This is a genomic window from Chthoniobacterales bacterium (assembly GCA_035274845.1).
GTDB lineage: Bacteria > Verrucomicrobiota > Verrucomicrobiia > Chthoniobacterales > UBA10450 > AV80.
The window spans coordinates 150,496-168,208 of the sequence record DATENU010000009.1; the positions used below are offsets into that span (position 1 = coordinate 150,496).

Annotated in this window: 15 protein-coding genes; 8 read left to right on the forward strand and 7 right to left on the reverse strand. The window is 58.3% G+C overall.

Going from position 1 to position 17,713, the window contains the following annotated elements; genetic code table 11:
* Positions 1 to 81: 81 nt before the first annotated feature.
* The 8 genes from VJU77_04280 (at position 82) to VJU77_04315 (ending at position 12,348) form a co-directional block, all read left to right on the forward strand.
* Complete coding sequence (locus VJU77_04280; GenBank protein ID HKP02561.1) at positions 82 to 1,143, forward strand: DUF2911 domain-containing protein; 1,062 nt, start codon at positions 82 to 84, stop codon at positions 1,141 to 1,143.
* A gap of 93 nt (positions 1,144 to 1,236) precedes the next feature.
* Positions 1,237 to 3,720, forward strand: a complete 2,484-nt coding sequence (locus VJU77_04285) for a PIG-L family deacetylase (GenBank protein ID HKP02562.1) — start codon at positions 1,237 to 1,239, stop codon at positions 3,718 to 3,720.
* Positions 3,721 to 3,978: 258 nt separating this feature from the next.
* Positions 3,979 to 5,643, forward strand: coding sequence for a sodium:solute symporter (locus VJU77_04290; protein HKP02563.1), 1,665 nt, complete (start codon positions 3,979 to 3,981; stop codon positions 5,641 to 5,643).
* Complete coding sequence (locus tag VJU77_04295; protein ID HKP02564.1) at positions 5,640 to 6,407, forward strand: hypothetical protein; 768 nt, start codon at positions 5,640 to 5,642, stop codon at positions 6,405 to 6,407. The genes VJU77_04290 and VJU77_04295 overlap by 4 nt, the downstream gene beginning before the upstream one ends.
* Complete coding sequence (bshA, locus tag VJU77_04300) at positions 6,407 to 7,531, forward strand: N-acetyl-alpha-D-glucosaminyl L-malate synthase BshA (GenBank protein HKP02565.1); 1,125 nt, start codon at positions 6,407 to 6,409, stop codon at positions 7,529 to 7,531. The genes VJU77_04295 and bshA overlap by 1 nt, the downstream gene beginning before the upstream one ends.
* A 92-nt stretch (positions 7,532 to 7,623) precedes the next feature.
* Complete coding sequence (locus tag VJU77_04305) at positions 7,624 to 9,603, forward strand: hypothetical protein (protein ID HKP02566.1); 1,980 nt, start codon at positions 7,624 to 7,626, stop codon at positions 9,601 to 9,603.
* Positions 9,600 to 11,165: a hypothetical protein gene (locus VJU77_04310; GenBank protein HKP02567.1), complete on the forward strand. Its 1,566-nt coding sequence runs from the start codon at positions 9,600 to 9,602 to the stop codon at positions 11,163 to 11,165. The genes VJU77_04305 and VJU77_04310 overlap by 4 nt, the downstream gene beginning before the upstream one ends.
* 31 nt (positions 11,166 to 11,196) lie before the next feature.
* The gene (locus tag VJU77_04315) at positions 11,197 to 12,348 is read left to right on the forward strand and encodes a patatin-like phospholipase family protein (protein HKP02568.1); all 1,152 of its coding nucleotides are present in this window, start codon (positions 11,197 to 11,199) and stop codon (positions 12,346 to 12,348) included.
* Between the two features lie 19 nt (positions 12,349 to 12,367).
* On the opposite strand, the gene VJU77_04320 is transcribed toward VJU77_04315, so the two are convergent.
* The 7 genes from VJU77_04320 to ndhC form a co-directional block, all read right to left on the reverse strand.
* Positions 12,368 to 13,189: a Sir2 family NAD-dependent protein deacetylase gene (locus VJU77_04320; protein ID HKP02569.1), complete on the reverse strand. Its 822-nt coding sequence runs from the start codon at positions 13,187 to 13,189 to the stop codon at positions 12,368 to 12,370.
* Entirely contained in the window at positions 13,140 to 14,018 is an 879-nt protein-coding gene (locus VJU77_04325; GenBank protein HKP02570.1) for a DUF2911 domain-containing protein, read from the reverse strand. The genes VJU77_04320 and VJU77_04325 overlap by 50 nt, the downstream gene beginning before the upstream one ends.
* 47 nt (positions 14,019 to 14,065) lie before the next feature.
* Positions 14,066 to 14,740, reverse strand: a complete 675-nt coding sequence (locus VJU77_04330) for a 4Fe-4S dicluster domain-containing protein (protein ID HKP02571.1) — start codon at positions 14,738 to 14,740, stop codon at positions 14,066 to 14,068.
* Positions 14,741 to 14,742: 2 nt separating this feature from the next.
* Positions 14,743 to 15,903 carry an NADH-quinone oxidoreductase subunit D gene (locus VJU77_04335; GenBank protein HKP02572.1) on the reverse strand — a complete coding sequence of 387 codons (1,161 nt, stop codon included), beginning with the start codon at positions 15,901 to 15,903 and terminating at the stop codon, positions 14,743 to 14,745.
* Positions 15,904 to 15,917: 14 nt separating this feature from the next.
* Entirely contained in the window at positions 15,918 to 16,595 is a 678-nt protein-coding gene (locus tag VJU77_04340) for an NADH-quinone oxidoreductase subunit C (GenBank protein ID HKP02573.1), read from the reverse strand.
* A gap of 87 nt (positions 16,596 to 16,682) precedes the next feature.
* On the reverse strand, positions 16,683 to 17,306 hold the full coding sequence (locus VJU77_04345) for an NADH-quinone oxidoreductase subunit B (GenBank protein ID HKP02574.1): 624 nt from the start codon (positions 17,304 to 17,306) through the stop codon (positions 16,683 to 16,685).
* Positions 17,303 to 17,692: an NADH-quinone oxidoreductase subunit A gene (ndhC, locus tag VJU77_04350; protein ID HKP02575.1), complete on the reverse strand. Its 390-nt coding sequence runs from the start codon at positions 17,690 to 17,692 to the stop codon at positions 17,303 to 17,305. The genes VJU77_04345 and ndhC overlap by 4 nt, the downstream gene beginning before the upstream one ends.
* Between the last annotated feature and the right edge of the window lie 21 nt (positions 17,693 to 17,713).

Sequence of the window (17,713 nt, forward strand, 5' to 3'; positions counted from 1 at the left end):
TCTCAAACCAAATCTATCCTTGTCTCAGCTTGCGTTGCGGTGGAACTGTTTCAACTCACGCGACCTCAAAACCAACTCATTATGAAACGCATTTCCACGAGCTTCGTCACCATCGCCCTCGCGGTTTTCGGGCTGGCCGCCACCGCCCATTCGGCTTTTGAGCTGCCGGATGTAAGTCAGCTCGCCGTCACCAAACAGCGGATCGGTTTAACCGATATCACTATCACTTATCACCGGCCCCTGGTGAATGGGCGCAAAGTCTGGGGCAGTCTTGTCCCTCTCGGTGAAGTCTGGCGGGCCGGGGCCAACGAAAACACCACCATCGAATTCAGCGATCCTGTCATGGTCGAAGGGCAGGCTCTGCCAAAGGGAATTTATGGATTGCACATGATCCCGGGCGCGGATTCGTGGACGATCATTTTTTCAAAAATGTCGAGCGCCTGGGGCAGCTACACCTACAGCCAGACAGAAGACGCCCTGCGGGTGAATGTAAAGCCAGTCCCGAACGAAATGGAGGAAGCGCTCCAGTACTCTTTTGAAGACGTGAAGCCCGACTCGGTCGCGGTGACGTTGAAATGGGAAAAGCTCGCCGTGCCCTTCAAAGTCTCGATCAATCATGCGGACACGACGGTGGCCAATCTTCGCAACCAGATGCGCGGGCGCTCCCAGTATCAGTGGGAACCTCCCAACCAGGCGGCGCAGTTTCTCCTGACGAAAAAGGTGAACCTGGATGAGGCGTTGAAGTGGGTAAATCTCTCGATCCAAAACGAGGAAAGGTTCGAAAACCTCACCACCAAGGCTGACCTCCTCAAGGCGATGAACAAGCCGGACGACGCGAAGAAGGCGTGGGATCAGGCGCTCGCGAAAACCACCGCGGCGCAGCTTTATTCCTACGGTCGCCGTCTCCAAGCGGACAAGAAGGACGCCGAGGCCATGGAGATCTTCAAGGACGTGGCGAAGCGTTACCCTGATACCGCCTTTGCTCATTTGGGGAATGCGAGGATCAAATCGGCCGCGGGCGACTTTGCCGGGGCCGCGGAAGACGCGAAGAAGGCGCAAGCCGCCGCCGTTTCCGATCAGCAAAAGAATTCCATCAAAGCGCTGATCGATCGGCTGCAGGCGAAGCAGGACATCAACAAGTAGCGGCGCTGGCGCGATGTGGGCAAAAGAGCGGTGCGCTCGGGGATTTCGCTGCCAGACCGTATGATCTTTCGCTTTCAACGGATCGTTTGTCCTGTGCTCGCTTTCTCCCTCGCCAGCGCCGCGCTCCCGGCGGCGACCAGCCCGACTCCGCCGCCCATACCGCCACCGATGAACGCCGCGGATATTCGACTTTCGCTCGAGAAGTTGAACGTGCTGGGACGCGTGCTCTATGTCGCGGCCCATCCCGACGACGAGAACACTAACCTCATGGCGTTGTTCTCGAATGGCTCGCTCTACGACACCGCCTATCTCTCCGTCACGCGCGGGGACGGCGGCCAGAACCTGATCGGACCGGAACTGGGTGAGCGCCTCGGCTTCATTCGCACCCACGAACTCCTCGCCGCGCGCCGGATCGATCATGCCCGTCAATTTTTCACCCGCGCTGTCGATTTCGGATTTTCGAAAAGTGCGCCGGAAACATTTCGCATTTGGGACCGCGAGAAAATCCTGGCGGACGTGGTCTGGGGAATTCGCAAATGGAAACCGGACGTGATCATTACGCGTTTCAGCCCCGAGGATGACAAGACGCACGGTCATCACACGGCTTCAGCAATCCTGGCGCGGGAAGCATTCGCAGCCGCGGGCGATCCCAAGCGTTTTCCCGAACAGCTCGCCCATTTCGGGCCCTGGAAACCGACGCGGATCGTCTGGAATACGTCGCCCTTCTTTTTTCAGAATCGCAACATCCCGTTTGATCCCGCCGGCCTGACCGTAATTGAAGCCGGCGGCTTCAATCCGCTCCTGGGCAAAGCTTTCACCGAGATCGCCGCCGCCAGCCTGAGCATGCACAAAAGCCAGGGCGTCGGCAGTCCACCTCGACGCGGAGCGCGGAAGGAATATTTCAAACTCCTCGAAGGCGCGCCCATGAAGGACGCGCTCTTCGACGGGGTCGACACGACGTGGGCGCGGGTCCCGAAGTCGGAGACGATCGCCGGTAAAGTGAAGCAACTTCTCGAAACTTTTTCGCCGGCTGATCCTGCCATTTCCGTTCCAAGATTGCTCGAGCTCCGCAAACAGCTGACGAAGGATGAAAAGAACGACTGGTTCCTGACCAAAGCCGCTGAAGTCGATGCGCTCATCGTGGCCTGCCTCGCGGTGCACATCGAAAGCTCGACCTCGAACGCGGTCGTTTCGCCGGGTCAAACGCTCCCGATCAAGCTCGAGGCGATCAATCGTTCCAAGGTGCCGGTGCAACTTCTTGAAGCCCGTGCGCCGGTTTCCGGAGAAAGTTTGCGGCTGGATACTCCCTTGCCGCAGGACCAGTTCGTTGCCACGGATCTGTCGCCCACGGTGCCCAGGGAGGTCGAGACAACCCAGCCCTATTGGCTGCGCAAGCCCGCCGCGGTCGGCACCTTTATCGTCGACGACCAGAAGTTGATCGGGCTTGCGGAAAATCCGCCGGCGTTCCCGATCGAAGTGGCTCTTCGCGTCGGCGATCAGGACCTGCGTTTCCTGGTGAACACGAAATACCGGACCGTCGATCGCGTGATCGGCGAAATCCGGCAGGACCTTGTCATTGCGCCGCCGGTTTTTGCGAACCTGCAAAACAACGTTTTCGTTTTCGGTGATGATAAGACGAAGTCGGTTCAGGTGCGCGTGGGCGCCTCGACCGGCGCCGTCCATGGCCAGTTGCGCCTCGATGCCCCGAAAGGCTGGCGGATCGAACCGGCCTCGGTGCCGGTTGAACTGAAAGGCGCCGACGCCGAATCGTTTGCCACCTTCACGATTCAATCACCGCCGGATCGCGCGGAAGGCAGCCTGCGGGCGATCGTTAATGTCGATGGACGAGATTACTCGTTTGCGCGCGAACGCATCTCGTATCAGCACATCGGCGATCACACTCTGATGCCATCCGCCGAGGCAAAAATCGTGCGGGCGGATATCAAACGGAAAGGCGATTTGATCGGCTACATTCCCGGCGCGGGCGACGACATTCCGCAGAGTCTTCAACAGATCGGGTACACGGTGAAGGTCCTCGACGGATCCGACATCACCGCTGAAACGCTGAAGCGTTTCGACGCCGTCGTCCTTGGGATTCGGGCTTACAACACGCAGGACCACATTGCCGCCTGGCAGAACGAGCTGCTCGCTTATGTGAAAGCCGGCGGCGTGGTCGTCGCGCAGTACAACACCGTCGATCTGAAAACGAAAGAGATCGGGCCTTATCCGTTGGAGATCACGCGCGAGCGGGTCACGGATGAAAACGCCGAGATCCGCATTCTGGCGCCAGATCATCCCTTGTTGAACACCCCGAACAAGATCGGCGCCGATGATTTCAAAGGGTGGGTCCAGGAACGCGGCCTCTATTTCCCCACGAAATGGGACGCGAATTGGACGCCGCTCCTTTCCTGCAACGACCCCGGGGAAAAACCGCTCGACGGCGGATTGCTGGTGGCGAAATCCGGGAGCGGTTACTTCATTTACACCGGCTACGCCTTCTTCCGTCAATTACCCGCCGGCGTGCCCGGCGCCTACCGCCTCTTCGCCAACATGGTTTCGTTGCGCGACACGAAATGAATTCAAGCCGCTTCTTCTGTAGCCGCTTCGCTGTGCGAAGCGTTGTAGCGTTCGCTGTCGCCAGCGGAGCCGCCAATCGTTGCGCTGGTGACAGCGCACACTACAACGTCAACCGCAGACAGCTGCTCACAGCAGGATCACGATGAGCCTGCACGATCATCCTCCGTTTTTCTCCTCCTGGAGCAAAGCCTACTGGTTCGCGGTCGTTCTGTTCGCCGTCGAAGTCGCGTTGCTCTACCTCTTCACGCTCCGGTTTTCGTGAACCGGCTCGATTACATCGTCCTCTTCGCGACGATCGTCGCGATCCCGCTCTACGGTTTGTGGCGGACCTACAAGCACCCGAACTTCCGCGAGTATCTCAAGGGCGACCGGACCATCCGCTGGGGAACCATCGGGCTTTCCGTTCTCGCCACCCAGGCGGGACCGATCACGTTTCTCTCGATGCCCGGCCAGGCGTACGAAAGCGGCATCGGGTTTATCCAGAATTATTTCGGACAACCGTTCGCGCTCATTGTCGTCTGCGCGGTGTTCGTCCCGATCTATCAACGGCTCAAAGTTTTTACCGCCTACGAATATCTCGGGCAACGATTCGACCAGAAAACGCGGCTGCTCGGGGGCTTCCTCTTTCTCGTTCAACGCGGGATCGCCGGCGGCATTACGATTTACGCGCCAGCGATCATCCTTTCTGCCCTCCTCGGGTGGGATTTGAATCTCACCATCTGGCTGGCCGGCGGATTCATCATTGCCTACACGGTCGTGGGCGGCACAAAAATCGTTAGCCTTACCCAGCGTTATCAGATCCTCATCATCTTTATCGGCATGGCGCTGGCCTTCGGCATCGCGGTTTATCGCCTGCCGGCGGAGCTCTCCTTTGGCGACGCCCTTCATCTGGCCGGGAGAATGGGGAAATTGCAGGCCGTCGATTTCTCGATCGATCCATCGAAGCGCTACACCTTTTGGTCCGGTATTCTGGGCGGCTTCTTCCTTTCTCTCTCCTATTTCGGCGCCGACCAGTCACAGGTGCAGCGTTATCTCGCTGGCAATTCCCTGCGGGCCAGCCGGATCGGCCTGCTTTTCAACGCCCTGGTGAAAGTGCCGCTGCAATTCCTGATTCTTCTCCTCGGCGCGATGGTCTTCCTCTTCTATCAATTCGAAAAGCCGCCGATGTTCTTCAATCAGCCCAGCTATCAGCGCGCGGCTGAGAGCGGTTTCGGACCCCAGCTCGAAACGCTTCAGAGGCAATTCGACGATGTCTTTGCGCAAAAGCGCGAATTACTCCGAACCGCCGGTGCGCAAGCGGACGCCGCGGAACTTCAGCAACTCGATTCCCGGGCCCGGGGCATTCGCGACGAGACCAGGAAGGTCCTGCAACAGGCCGGCGCGAACCCGAAGAGCAAGGATTCCGATTACGTCTTCATCACCTTTGTCGTGCAACACCTGCCGCATGGAGTCGTTGGCCTGCTCGTCGCGGTGATTTTTTGCGCCACGATGTCGGCTACCTCTGCCGTGCTGAATGCGCTCGGCTCGACAACGGTCGTGGATTTCTACCGGGTCTTTCGTCCGGGGGCTTCCGACCATCATTACGTCGTCGCCACCCGCTGGCTGACGCTGGGGTGGGGTGTCGTCACCATCGCCGTCGCGTCGTTTTGCAGCCTGGTCGAGAACCTCATCGAGGCCGGGAACATTCTTGCCTCGGTCTTTTACGGCAGCATCCTTGGCCTGTTCCTGGTGGCCTTTTTCCTGCGCAACGTTCGCGGCTCGGCCGTTTTCTTCGGAGCGGTTCTCGCGCAGACGATGGTGATCGCTCTCTTCCTCACCACGAACATCGGCTATCTCTGGTACAACCTGATCGGATGCGCCGCCGTGCTGCTCTTCAGCTCGATTTTGCAGGCCGGCTTCTTCCGGAATAACGCTGCCGCATGAGCGCGCCGATCATCTGTTTCGGGCAACAGCCGTGCGGCTTTTTCCCAAAACGGTTCCTGTTCGCAAAAATCGCTACCGCGCGCCGGCTGCAACGCGAGATCGGAGGCCGGATCGTTTTCTTCTTTCACGACGCCGACCACGACCCGCGCGAGACCGCGACGGTTTTGATCGAACGGCACACCGACGACCAGCGCTCGTTCAATTTCGAGTTCGCAAACAAGATCCAGAAACAGTTCTCGCCTCTCTCCGCCAAGCGCATCGCTCCGGAATGGCAGGGTAAGGTCGCGCGCCAGTTGCCAAACTACGTGGGTCCCGAGCTGATCGAGCATTTCAAATCCATCCAAGCCGAGACCGCCGCTGAGTTTTGCCGGCAAATGTACAGCCGGATGGGATTGCTCGAAGGAATTCAAGTCGAGCATTCCAGCGATCCCGAGTTCCGGAAACGCGCAGTCGCCATCGACGATTTCTTCGTGGACGTTCTTTGGGAGGGCGAGACCGTTCGGGCCCGGCATCGCGACGGCAAACTTTTGCTCCACAAAGGCGGCGACCATTACATCGAGCTGCCGCCGCAAGCGTTCGACGCTGTCCAAATCAGCCCGACGCGCGACACGCGTCTCCGCTGGATGCAGTCCGTCATCCATTGCACGCATTACGTCGCTGGAGCCGGCGAACGGGATTATCTTAACGAAGCGGATGCGCCCGGCGTCACTTTTATGCAACGCGACGAGATTTCTGATTCGGGACTCGCGTATACTGGCAGCTAATGGAACGTCCACTGAGAATCGGGATCGTCTGTTTTCCGCTGATTGGCGGCAGCGGCATTCTCGCGACTGCCCTCGGAACGGAGCTCGCCGCGCGCGGTCACGAAGTCCATTTTTTCAGCCACGCCCGGCCAGTTCGGCTCGATCTTTCCCTGCCGCGGATTCATTTTCATCAGGTCGAAGTGGGACACGCCACGGTATTTCCGTGCCCGGACTACACCCTGCCGCTCGCAGTCAAGATGGCGGAGATTGGACAGGCTGAGCGGCTCGATCTGTTTCACGTCCACTACGCAGTGCCCCATGCCACGGCCGCTTTTCTTGCCACCGAAATGATCGGGGCCGGCGCCCCCAAAGTTGTCACCACCCTGCACGGGACGGACACGACCCTGCTCGGCCCCAACCCTCATTACCGCGCTGCCATCGAGCATGCGCTCATCCACTCCGACGCAGTGACGACGGTTTCGGAAAGTTTGCGGGCGCAAACAGAAGAAATCTTTCGGTTGAACGACCGAATCGAGGTGATTCCAAATTTCTTCACACCAACTCCGCCGGCTCGGAGCCGCGCGGACGTTCGACGCGAATTGGGAATCAGCGATGAACAGTTTCTGGTCGTCCACATGTCGAACCTGCGGCCGACGAAGCGCATTGACCTGCTCCTCCGCGTGATCGCGGCGAGTTCGCACCGGGACCGGGTTCGCCTGCTCATCCTGGCCGGCGCGCCGTTCGCTCCCCATGCGCCATTGGTAGAGCAGCTTGGTCTGCGCGCGAATCTCATCGTGAAAGAAGACGCAGCAGTGGTGGAAGATTTCCTGCCGGCGGCCGACGCCGGGCTTTACACTTCCGAGAGCGAGAGCTTCGGGCTCAGCATTCTCGAGACCATGTTCTTCGGCAAACCGGTGGTCGCGTTTCGAATCGGCGGCATTCCCGAAGTCATCGGGGACGCGGGCTGCCTTCACGAATTCGGCGACGTTACCGCCATGGCGTCCTCACTCGATGCCCTCGTTGCCGAACCGAAGACGGCCAGGGAAATCGGCGAGCGCGGACGGAAACGAGCGGAAGAGCTTTTCACCGCCGATCGTGTGGCCCCGCAGTACGAGAACCTTTATCGAAGGGTGCTCGGTCGTTAGATCCTCTGACGATCCCGTCGTAGCGCGATGGGCTTGACGGCGCCTGCTCTTCTTCGATAAAGCTGATCAGTTCGCTGGCAGCAACCCTGCATATGCCCCCCTTAAAGCATCTTCCTTCAGAACCGCCCCAGCCCACCCATCGTCTTTTGCGTGGCTACGCCTTTGATCCAAGTCTCGCGACGCAATTGGAAACGGCCCTGGTGAGTGAAATCACTTACAAGGTCCCGTGGGAGAATCTGACCCCGAGGCGAGACGCCGCGGAAATCGAACGGGAGACGGGGAAAAGGCGTGGGGGAAAAAAATCAAGGACGAGAGCGACATTACCTGGCCCAGGACCGCGTGGCGAGTATATCGAGGTGGTCGATTACGATCCCGCCAGCGGTTGCTTTTATGCGCCAGTAAATCTCGATCGCCCCGAGATTCTCGCCCAAAACGGTTTGCCTCCATCTGAAAGCGATCCCCAGTTCCATCAACAAATGGTGTACGCGGTAGCCATGACAACGATCGATCGCTTTGAACGGGCTTTGGGTCGCAAGGCGTTTTGGGCTGGCCGTTGGGAAGATATTGCTGGAACGCGCGGAAAAGCGTTCGTAAAACAACTTCGCATTTATCCGCACGCCCTGCGACAGGCCAACGCATATTATAGCCGCAAGAAAAGAGCTCTCCTCTTCGGCTACTTTCCAGCCACTTCTGATCGCACCTCAGGCCAGTTCCCAGGCGGCATTGTTTTTACCTGCCTCTCCCACGACGTCATCGCTCACGAGACCACTCACGCTCTTTTGGATGGCTTCCACGAACACTTTATGGATGCGACCAACGCCGACGTGCTGGCTTTCCACGAGGCCTTCGCCGATATCGTGGCGCTGTTTCAACATTTCACGTTTCCCGAAGTGCTTCGCCATCAGATTGCGAAAACGCGCGGGAATCTTGGAAGCGAGAATCTTCTCGGGCAGATGGCTACTCAATTTGGACATGCGCGAGGTATTCGAGGTGCGTTGCGCGACGCTATCGGGAAATACGATCCCAAGCTCCAAAAATGGGTCGAGCATAAGGCCGACCCCACCGAACTGGATCGCACCTGGGAGGTGCATGAACGTGGCGCCATTCTGGTGGCGGCGGTCTTCGATGCATTCCTGTCTATTTACAGATTTCGCACCCGCGATTTAGTCCGCTTGGCGAGCGGCGGCACCGGTGAGCTCGAAGGCGGAGAACTGCACCCGGACTTAGTCAATCGACTCGCCCAGGACGCAGCCAAATCTGCCGCCCATGTCCTCAACATTTGCATCCGAGCCCTCGATTATTGTCCGCCAGTCGACCTCACGTTTGGCGAATACCTGCGAGCCCTGATTACAGCCGACATGGATCTCATGCCGGAGGATCGACACAATTATCGCGTCGCCTTTGTCGAGGCTTTTCGACGCCGCGGGATTTATCCCGAAAACATCCGCGTTTTATCGGAGAGCAGCCTGCGATGGTCCCGCCCCGAAGAAGATCCAGATATCCCGACCGATCACATCACAGCCCAGCTTCGGCCATTGCTTGAGGATTTACGCGGTTTCGTTGATCGGCTCCGACACAAGAAGGAGCGACAAGAAATCTGGCAAGAGCTGCAGACGATTCGCACTGATGTGCATTCTACGATTAACAGATATGTGGAGAAGGCCCGGGCCATGCAGAAACTGACGGGCCTGGCGCTCCACGGATACGCCCCGACGCGCGGCGTAAAGCTGAACCGCGAAGGAGCGCCGAGATTCGAGGTGCACGCCTTTCGCGAAGCTCGGCGCGAACGCGAGGATGGACGCATCCTGAACCAGGCGTTCATCACGATCCTCCAAAGTCAGCAAGTCGAATTTGAAGGCGAAAAAATGTCTTTCCGCTGCGGTTCGACCCTCGTCCTCGATTTGGATGAATCCTGCGTTTCGTACGTGATTCGCAAGGGGCTCAATGATACTCAACGAATGCGTCGCACTCGCGACTTCCAGGAAAAGGATCACGCAGCGTCTCTCACCGAAACGTATTTCGGTCGGCAGGACGAACCATTCGCCGCCCTTCATGTTCACGGTGCCCGATGAGAAGCAAAAAAAAAGACAACCATCCCAGGGCGCGGCAAAAGGAGATAGCCGTGCGCAGGTTGAGGCAACTAGCGAAACCGCGCCCATCTGCTGATCCTGCGCAACAGCGCGCAGCGGACCTTTCGCCACCTCCTGCCGACTCCGGGGCCGAGAATACCGACTACCGCGTCCGGGTGCGGATGTATCGGCAGGGCCTGGGTGATTGCTTTCTGCTGACCTTCCCGCGGAAAGAAGGATCGCCTTTCAACCTTCTCATCGATTGCGGTGCCTTGAACCGCGACAAGAACTTCATGAGGCAGGTGGTCGAGCACATAGAAAAAGCGGTAACGGTAAATGGAAAAAGTCGGCTCGATCTCGTGGTGGCGACGCACGAGCACAGGGACCACCTGTGTGGTTTCAACCAAGCCCGCCAGATTTTTAGCCGGATGGACATTGGCGGAGTCTGGATGGGCTGGACGGAGAATCTGACCGAGGAGGAAGCCAAAGCGCTCAAGAAAGCCAAGAAGACGGCAATTCAGAGATTGCAGGCGGCGCTCACCAGCTCATTCGCTGATCATGCAGGGTTCAACGGAGTGCGCAGCCTGCTGGCGTTCTCCGAAGAGGACGACACAACTGGAACCGGCCTAATTGCCGACGCTTTGGAGTACCTGAAACTGCGAGGGAAAGAAGCGGGAATCATGAAGTTCCTCGAACCGGGGGACGGACCGCTTGATCTCGCAGGAGTGGATGACGTTCGCGTATATGTATTGGGCCCGCCTCGCGATCCGACACTGTTGAAAACCAGCGGCGTTACTGAGGCCATGAAAGGCGACGTGATTTATCACCTGGGCGTTGGTGGAGCGGAAGGATTCGACGCCTTGGAGAATGCGCTCCTCTCCGCCAATGTTGGCGCACGAAATCGTGCCGAGGACCGTTGCGACCCTTTTGGAGGGGAGCACCGAATCCCTCGAAAGCACAAGGCGTTTCGAAACATTAAATCCTACATTCAGGCGACTTATGATGTACCAGACGCAAACTGGCGAACGATCGACGAGGATTGGTTGGACGCGTTCGGCCAGTTGGCTCTCGACCTTGATAGCGATACTAACAACACGAGTTTGGTGCTTGCCTTTGAATTTGTAAAAAGCGGTCAGGTCCTGCTTTTTGTCGGCGATGCTCAAGTCGGAAACTGGCAATCGTGGGCGAACGTGTCATTCAAAATCCCGGGCCGGGACAAGGAATTGCCCGCTCACGACTTGGTAAAGCGCACTGTGTTCTACAAGGTCGGTCACCATTGCAGCCATAACGCCACGATGAAGTGCGGTGGTCTCGAATTGATGGAAAGCGAGGCATTGGTCGCCTTCATTCCCCTCGACAAAGAGACCGCTAAAAAGCAGGGACGAAAAGACGCCCAGGGTAATCCCAAAGGATGGGACATGCCCGCAAAACCGCTTTACCAGAACCTTCTCAGGAAAGCGGCAGGTCGAGTGGTCATCTCCGATGTTGCTGAAGCAGTTCCGGCCGAGGCTCTCGCTGCCGGAATCACTTTTGACAAAAACTACGTGGACTACATTTTGAAGTAGTCGGCGTCCGCATTCACCCCAATGGAGCGACATGCCTGAAGAACTTCTCGAACCGGTCAGCGTCATTGATGTCAATACGGACACGACGCAGCCGCAAGAAGGAATTGCCTTATGTCTCTCCGGGGGCGGATATCGCGCCATGCTTTTCCATCTCGGGACGTTGATCCGGCTGAATGAAATCGGACTACTGCCCAAGCTTAACCGTGTATCCAGCGTCTCCGGCGGTTCCGTTACCGCTGCCCAGCTCGGTTTGAAATGGCGGCAGTTGCAGTTTACGGGCGGTATTGCTCAAAATATTTCGCAGCTCGTGATCGATCCGATCAGGGCTTTTGGGGAGCGCACGATTGATGCGAAGTCGATCCTCGGAGGGATATTTCTGCCGGGAACGGTTAGCGACAAGGTCACGAAGGCTTACCGGAGTTACCTCTACGGCGACGCGGACCTGCAAGCACTCCCCGCGGATAACGAGGGTCCGCGTTTCGTCATCAATGCGACCAATGTTCAGACCGGAGCCTTGTGGCGTTTTTCGCGGCCTTACATGGGGGACTACAAGACCGGCAGGGTGCTCGCGCCGAAGACCCCTGTCGCCCAAGCCGTGGCGGCTTCCTCCGCGTTTCCACCGGTGTTATCGCCCTTGCTTCTCAAGCTTCACCATGCCGATTTTGAGGCCGATCCAAAAGCAACTCTTCAGATGCCGCCCTACACCACAGAGGTCGTCCTGTCGGATGGCGGTGTCTACGATAACCTCGGGTTAGAGACGGCTTGGAAGCGTTACAAGAGTGTCCTGGTTAGTGACGGTGGCGGCAAGATGCCCCCCCAGCAAGACCCGAAGAGCGATTGGGCGCGGCACGGCTTACGTATTAACGACATTATCGACAACCAGGTGAGAAGCTTGAGAAAGCGCCAGACAATTGAAGCGTTTAAACGCGGAACAGATCATAACGGAACCTATTGGGGGATTCGCAGTCACGTTAAGGATTATTCTGCACCGATTCCTTTGAGCTGCCCCGAACAAAGAACGACAGAACTGGCCGAAACCCCGACCCGTCTAAAAGGGCTTTCGCTCGCGTACCAAAACAGGCTGATCAATTGGGGCTATGCGATCTGTGCCGCCGCTACTGAAACGTATTTCCCCGGCTCCGTGAGAACCGAAATCAAATTCCCCTATCCGGGCGGCGTTTAGCGCAAGGCGGCGATCCCCGTCACGCCAGAGCGGCCGCGACCGCGGCCGGAAATATTTCGGCCACATCGCCCTCGATCCGTAACGAGACCGCTGGATCCGCGTCGTGGTCCGTCGGCCCGCGATTGATGACAACGTAAGGTGCGCCGCGTTGCGCAGCGAAAAGCGGGAATGAAGCCGCCGGATAAACCGAGAGAGTCGAACCGAGCGCGACAACCAGGTCTGCGTTGACCGCGGCTTTCTCAGCGCGCCGGAGCACTTCCGGATCGAGGCTTTGTCCGAAACTTATCGTTGCCGGTTTTAGAAACCCGCCGCATTCGCAGAGTGGGGGCTGGCGATGTGCCCGAAAGAATTCGAAATGCGCCCCGGGATCATTGCGGCGCCGGCAGGTTTGGCATTCGACGAGCAGGTTCGTGCCGTGGAGTTCGACCAATCGATCCGCGCCTGTCCCGGCGCGCGCGTGCAGACCGTCGATGTTCTGCGTCACCACCGCCAACACTTTGCCCGCTCTCTCCAGGGCGACGATAGCCCGATGCACGGCATTCGGTTCCGCGGTCCGATAGCCATCCCATCCTTCGAGTTTGAAGTCCCAGTGCTCGATCCGCGCCGCTTCCGAACGCATGAAATCGTCGTAATAAACCGGCTGCCGCCGCGTCCAGACGCCTTGCGGTCCGCGAAAGTCGGGAATCCCGCTCCCGGTGGAAATTCCGGCGCCCGTAAAGAGCAATGCTTTCCGCGAAGCCCGCAGATATTCAGCGAGACGATCTGTGGAGTTGTTTAGCGACGAAGGAATATCAGCGAAGACTGTCGATGAGCGCCTTGCTGTTCGCGATGGCGGTTTCATCGGGATTCGGGCTCGCCTTGAGAAGCTCGATCGATTTTTCCGCCGCGGCGACCGCTTCTTTCTTGTTCCCCATCTTGGCCAGGATCTGCGCTTTTTTGAACTGCATGAAATACGCCTTCGGATTCTTTTCGATCGCCTGGTCGACCCATTTCAGCGCTTGCGGCAGGTCCTTGTTTTGGTCGAGGTAAAAACTGGCGGCGCTGTAATAGAAGCCGGCCTCCTGGTCCTTGCCGCTCTTCGCCGCGGCATCGATTCCTTGCATCACCTTTTCGACATCGTTCGTCGTTATCTTTACTGGCACGCGCGTCTTGTCCCATTCGAGATAGAAAGTCGCGGAATTAGCCCGCAAATCTTCGAAGCCGATGGTGAAGGTCTCGGCCGGCATCGCAATCATCGCCGGCTTGGCGGTCGCGCGCGCGACGTCGTTCTCCTGCTTGTATTCGGTCGCGGCGGATTTGAGATCCTTCGACAGAACGACCGTCCACTCGCTCTGACCGGGAATGCTGAGAAGAGCGTACTCGCCGGCCGGAACCTCCTTGTCTCCAAACTTAACATTCCCACTGAATTTGATCCGAGTCGGCAAGTTGGCGCCCGTGCGCCAGACTTTCCCGAACGGCACCAATCCGCCAAAGATGACCCGATCGTTCTTGTTGGGTCGCGAGTAGTCCACTTCGATGTCGGTCAGCCCGACGCGTTGCTTGATGACGGCATGCTGGCTGGCCTGAGGGAATTCCACTTTTTCATCAGCGGCAAAGGACGAGGTGGAAAAGAGCGCGGTAGCTGAAATCCCCGCGATCACAATGGTTCGAATGGCTTTTGTAGTGAGCATTTTTGGTGTTCTCCGTTGAGTTTGATTTTCGCCGTTCGCAACGGCGTCTAGGTCTTTGGTTCTGTTGCCGGCCCGGGAGTGGTTGGCGTTGCCGGAGGCGCAGCTGTCGCTGGTGCGGGTGATGGAGCAGTCGGTTCTGCCGTCTTCGCGGCTGCCGCTTTGGCTGCGGCCGCCGCGGCTGCGGCTTTCTTTTTTGCTTCCGCTTCGGCCGCCGCTTTGGCCAGGGCCGCATCCACCTCGGACGCTTCTATCGGATGGATGTTGTGATAATACTCGTTCGATTTTGCCAGCTCGCTTTTGCGCATCAACAGCGCGTCGAACCGCTCCCGGCGGCTCAATTCATAAACCTTGTCCATCTTGATCGCCTCGAACGGACAAACCTCCACGCAGATCTGGCAACTCATGCAGACTGAGATGTCGATGTCGAACGTCGCCGGATAAAACTGCGGTTTGCCCATGTAATCGGGCTTCTTGTCGTCGCTCTTGACGATGTAAATGCACTGCGGCGGACATTCCTTTTCGCAAATCTTGCAGGCCACGCAGCGCAGCCCCGCTTCCGGCTCCTTGTCGTAAACCAGGAACGGGAAGTTCCGGTAGTTTTCCGGCAACGGGCTGCGCTCCTCCGGATATTGCACCGTGATGAGCCGCTCCTTGTCGAAGTAACTCCCGACGAAATTCTTCGCCGTGACCGCCATGCCTTTGAGAACGCCGGTGCCGATCATGATTAGCGATCTACTTCTCCCATGACGATATCGACGCTGCCAAGAATAACCATCACGTCCGCGACGGTGTGGCCGAGACACATGTCCTCGAGCACGGTCAGGTTGATGAAGCTCGGTGGGCGGACGCGGTAGCGGTAGGGATTTGGGGTTCCGTCGCTAATTAAATAAAAGCCGAGCTCGCCTTTGGGCCCCTCGATCCGCCCATAGGCCTCGCCGACCGGCGGACGGAAAGCGCGCACTTTTACCTTCGGATTCATGATTGGACCTTCCGGGATCTGCGCAAACGCCTGGTTGAGAATGCCGATGCTTTCGCGCATTTCGAGCGCGCGCATCATCAGGCGATCGTAGCAATCCCCATGGTCGCCCAGCGGCACCCGGAATTTGAAGCGCGGATAGAGCCCGTAGCCGTCCACTTTGCGCAGGTCGTAATTAACCCCGCTCGCCCGCAGCATCGGTCCGGTGATCCCGGCGCTGATCGCCAGGTCGGCCGAAAGTTTGCCAATCTCCTGGGTGCGCGCGACCACGATCTCGTTCGAGACAATCAATTCTTCGAACTCATCGAGAAACCGCGGAAAGGCGTCGACGATCTTCTTCGCCCGGGCCAGCCAATCAGCTCCGGCGTCAACCCGGCACCCGCCGAAGCGCATGTAGTCGCACATCATCCGCGAGCCGGAGAGCGATTCGAACAGGTCGAGAATTTTCTCCCGCTCGCGGAACGCGTACATGAGCGGCGTGCCCCAGGCGCCCATGTCGCTGAGAAGAAAGCCGAGCAGAGAGGCGTGGTTTTGCAGCCGGGTCAGTTCCGCCAGGATGATCCGCAGGTATTCGGCGCGTTCGGGCACTTCGATTCCGGCGAGTTTCTCGACGCTGAGCGCGTAGGCCCAGTTGTTGGTCATCGAGCAAAAATAATCGAGCCGGTCCGTGTATGGCATCGAGCCGAGATAGCTCGTGTTTTCGCCGATCTTTTCATGGTTTCGATGCAAATAACCAAAGACCGGTTTCAGTTTGCGAACGACCTCACCATCAAGCGCGACGTTCATCCGGAAAACGCCGTGGGTGGAGGGATGTTGCGGCCCCATCGAGATCTCCATCAGGTCGCCCTCGATGCGGCTCGTCATCGGCGGCGGCGCTTCTTCCAGTTCGTGATATCCCGTCGAGCTCATCCTTGATTCCCCATTCACTGATCACCACTCACGCCGGCGCGGAGCGCCTCCGCCCCATCCAATTGCGGCCGCGGCGAATAATGCTCCTTCGCTTTCTCCAGCACTTCGTCGTGCGGCGTCGGCTCGTACTCGTAGTCGTCCGGCTCCCGGAAATCTTTCCGCATCGGGAAGTCTTCGAACTCGTCCCACATCAAAATGCGCCGGAGATCGGGATGGCCGTCGAACCTGATCCCGTAGAGATCGAAGATCTCCCGCTCCTGGAATTCTGCGCTTCGCCAGACTGAGGTCAGCGACGGCAACTGCGCGCCGGCGTCTCGATCGGGAGTCCGCAGGCGGATAATCAACGGTCCGTGTTTCAGCGTAACCGAGAAAAGGTGATAAACCGCCTCGAGATAACCGGGAAAGAATTCTTTCTGCGTCTCCTCGACTTCCTTTTCCGCGCCCTCGACGATTTTTTTGACCTTCACCTTCTTCGTCACCTTGCGATCCAGCCAGTCGACGCCGGTTACGTTTGAGCAGTGATCCAGCTTCAGCGCCGGATCGTCCCGAAGGAATTCGGCCACGGCCAGGGCATGTTCGCGATCGAGAAGCAGCGATGACTGGATCGCAACGGCCGCGTTAGGAACGATCTCGATTTTCGCCCCCGGCACCGCCGCTTCCGCGCGCGCCTTGATCTCCTCCAGCGTTTCCATAGGTGGATCGCGCGCTACGCCGCGCGATCTGTGTGAGTGGGTTGCATTGCTTTCATTGCGTCATCGAGCGCGGAGCGCTCGATCCACCTAGGCACGTTCCAATTTCGGCGGACGAAAAATATCCGGATTATTCGGCGGTTCGAGATCGTGCGCGCCGAAATCAGGGACTGGGAATTCGCTCGGCTGCGCGCGATTGAGATGCGGAGCCTTGTTCTTTCCGGTCAGCTCCTGCTCCTTGATCTTGCGCTGCAGTTCCATGAAGGCGTGCAGCAATGCTTCTGGCCGCGGCGGGCAACCCGGAATGTAAACGTCGACTGGAATGTAGCGGTCGATTCCTTTCAGAACGTTATAACCCTGCTTGAACGGCCCGCCCGAAATCGCGCACGCGCCCATCGAGATGACGTATTTCGGGTCCGGCATCTGGTTGTAGAGCCGCACGATCTGAGGCGCCATTTTCTTGGTCACGGTGCCGGCCACGATCATGAGATCGGCCTGGCGCGGCGAAGGCCGAAAAACTTCTCCGCCAAAGCGCGCCAGGTCGTACCGGGACGCCGCCGTCGCAATCATCTCAATCGCGCAACAGGCCAGGCCGAACTGGAGCGGCCAGATCGAATTGCGCCGGCCCCAATTGTAAAGTTCCTGGGTCGAAGTCACCCAGACGCCGCGTTTCTGCAGCTCGCTCCGAAGTCCCTCGTCGATCCCTTCGCTCATGCTGCCTTTCTAATCCGCGCCCAATCCAGGCAGCCTTTGCTCCACGCCCAAACGAGTCCTTCCAAAAGGAGGAGCAGGAAAACCAGGATCGCGACGAACGCTCCGAACGGCAATCCCGTGAACGCCACCGCGAAAGGAACGAGGAACACCGCTTCCACGTCGAAGATCAGGAAGATGATGCAGTAGAGATAATACTGCGATTGAAACTGGATCTGCGATTCGCCGATCGATTCCATCCCGCATTCATAAGTCGCGTTCTTTTGCGGCCCCGGTTTCGGCGGCTGGAGAAACCGCCTCCAAACCCACGCCAGCGCCAGCGGCATCAACGGAAAAACGAGCGCGACCCCGGCGAAGATGGCGAGAAACAGATAGGGATCGGTCTTCATGCTCGGCTAACTATTACACGT

What these genes read in the sequence shown, in the direction of transcription:
- VJU77_04335 (HKP02572.1), bottom strand. Translation starts at nt 15,903, where the DNA reads ATGAGCTCGACGGGATATCACGAACTGGAAGAAGCGCCGCCGCCGATG.
- VJU77_04320 (HKP02569.1), bottom strand. Translation starts at nt 13,189, where the DNA reads ATGAAACCGCCATCGCGAACAGCAAGGCGCTCATCGACAGTCTTCGCT.
- VJU77_04345 (HKP02574.1), bottom strand. Translation starts at nt 17,306, where the DNA reads ATGAGCGAAGGGATCGACGAGGGACTTCGGAGCGAGCTGCAGAAACGC.
- bshA (HKP02565.1), top strand. Translation starts at nt 6,407, where the DNA reads ATGGAACGTCCACTGAGAATCGGGATCGTCTGTTTTCCGCTGATTGGC.
- VJU77_04305 (HKP02566.1), top strand. Translation starts at nt 7,624, where the DNA reads ATGCCCCCCTTAAAGCATCTTCCTTCAGAACCGCCCCAGCCCACCCAT.
- VJU77_04330 (HKP02571.1), bottom strand. Translation starts at nt 14,740, where the DNA reads ATGATCGGCACCGGCGTTCTCAAAGGCATGGCGGTCACGGCGAAGAAT.
- ndhC (HKP02575.1), bottom strand. Translation starts at nt 17,692, where the DNA reads ATGAAGACCGATCCCTATCTGTTTCTCGCCATCTTCGCCGGGGTCGCG.
- VJU77_04340 (HKP02573.1), bottom strand. Translation starts at nt 16,595, where the DNA reads ATGGAAACGCTGGAGGAGATCAAGGCGCGCGCGGAAGCGGCGGTGCCG.
- VJU77_04280 (HKP02561.1), top strand. Translation starts at nt 82, where the DNA reads ATGAAACGCATTTCCACGAGCTTCGTCACCATCGCCCTCGCGGTTTTC.
- VJU77_04315 (HKP02568.1), top strand. Translation starts at nt 11,197, where the DNA reads ATGCCTGAAGAACTTCTCGAACCGGTCAGCGTCATTGATGTCAATACG.
- VJU77_04295 (HKP02564.1), top strand. Translation starts at nt 5,640, where the DNA reads ATGAGCGCGCCGATCATCTGTTTCGGGCAACAGCCGTGCGGCTTTTTC.
- VJU77_04325 (HKP02570.1), bottom strand. Translation starts at nt 14,018, where the DNA reads ATGCTCACTACAAAAGCCATTCGAACCATTGTGATCGCGGGGATTTCA.
- VJU77_04310 (HKP02567.1), top strand. Translation starts at nt 9,600, where the DNA reads ATGAGAAGCAAAAAAAAAGACAACCATCCCAGGGCGCGGCAAAAGGAG.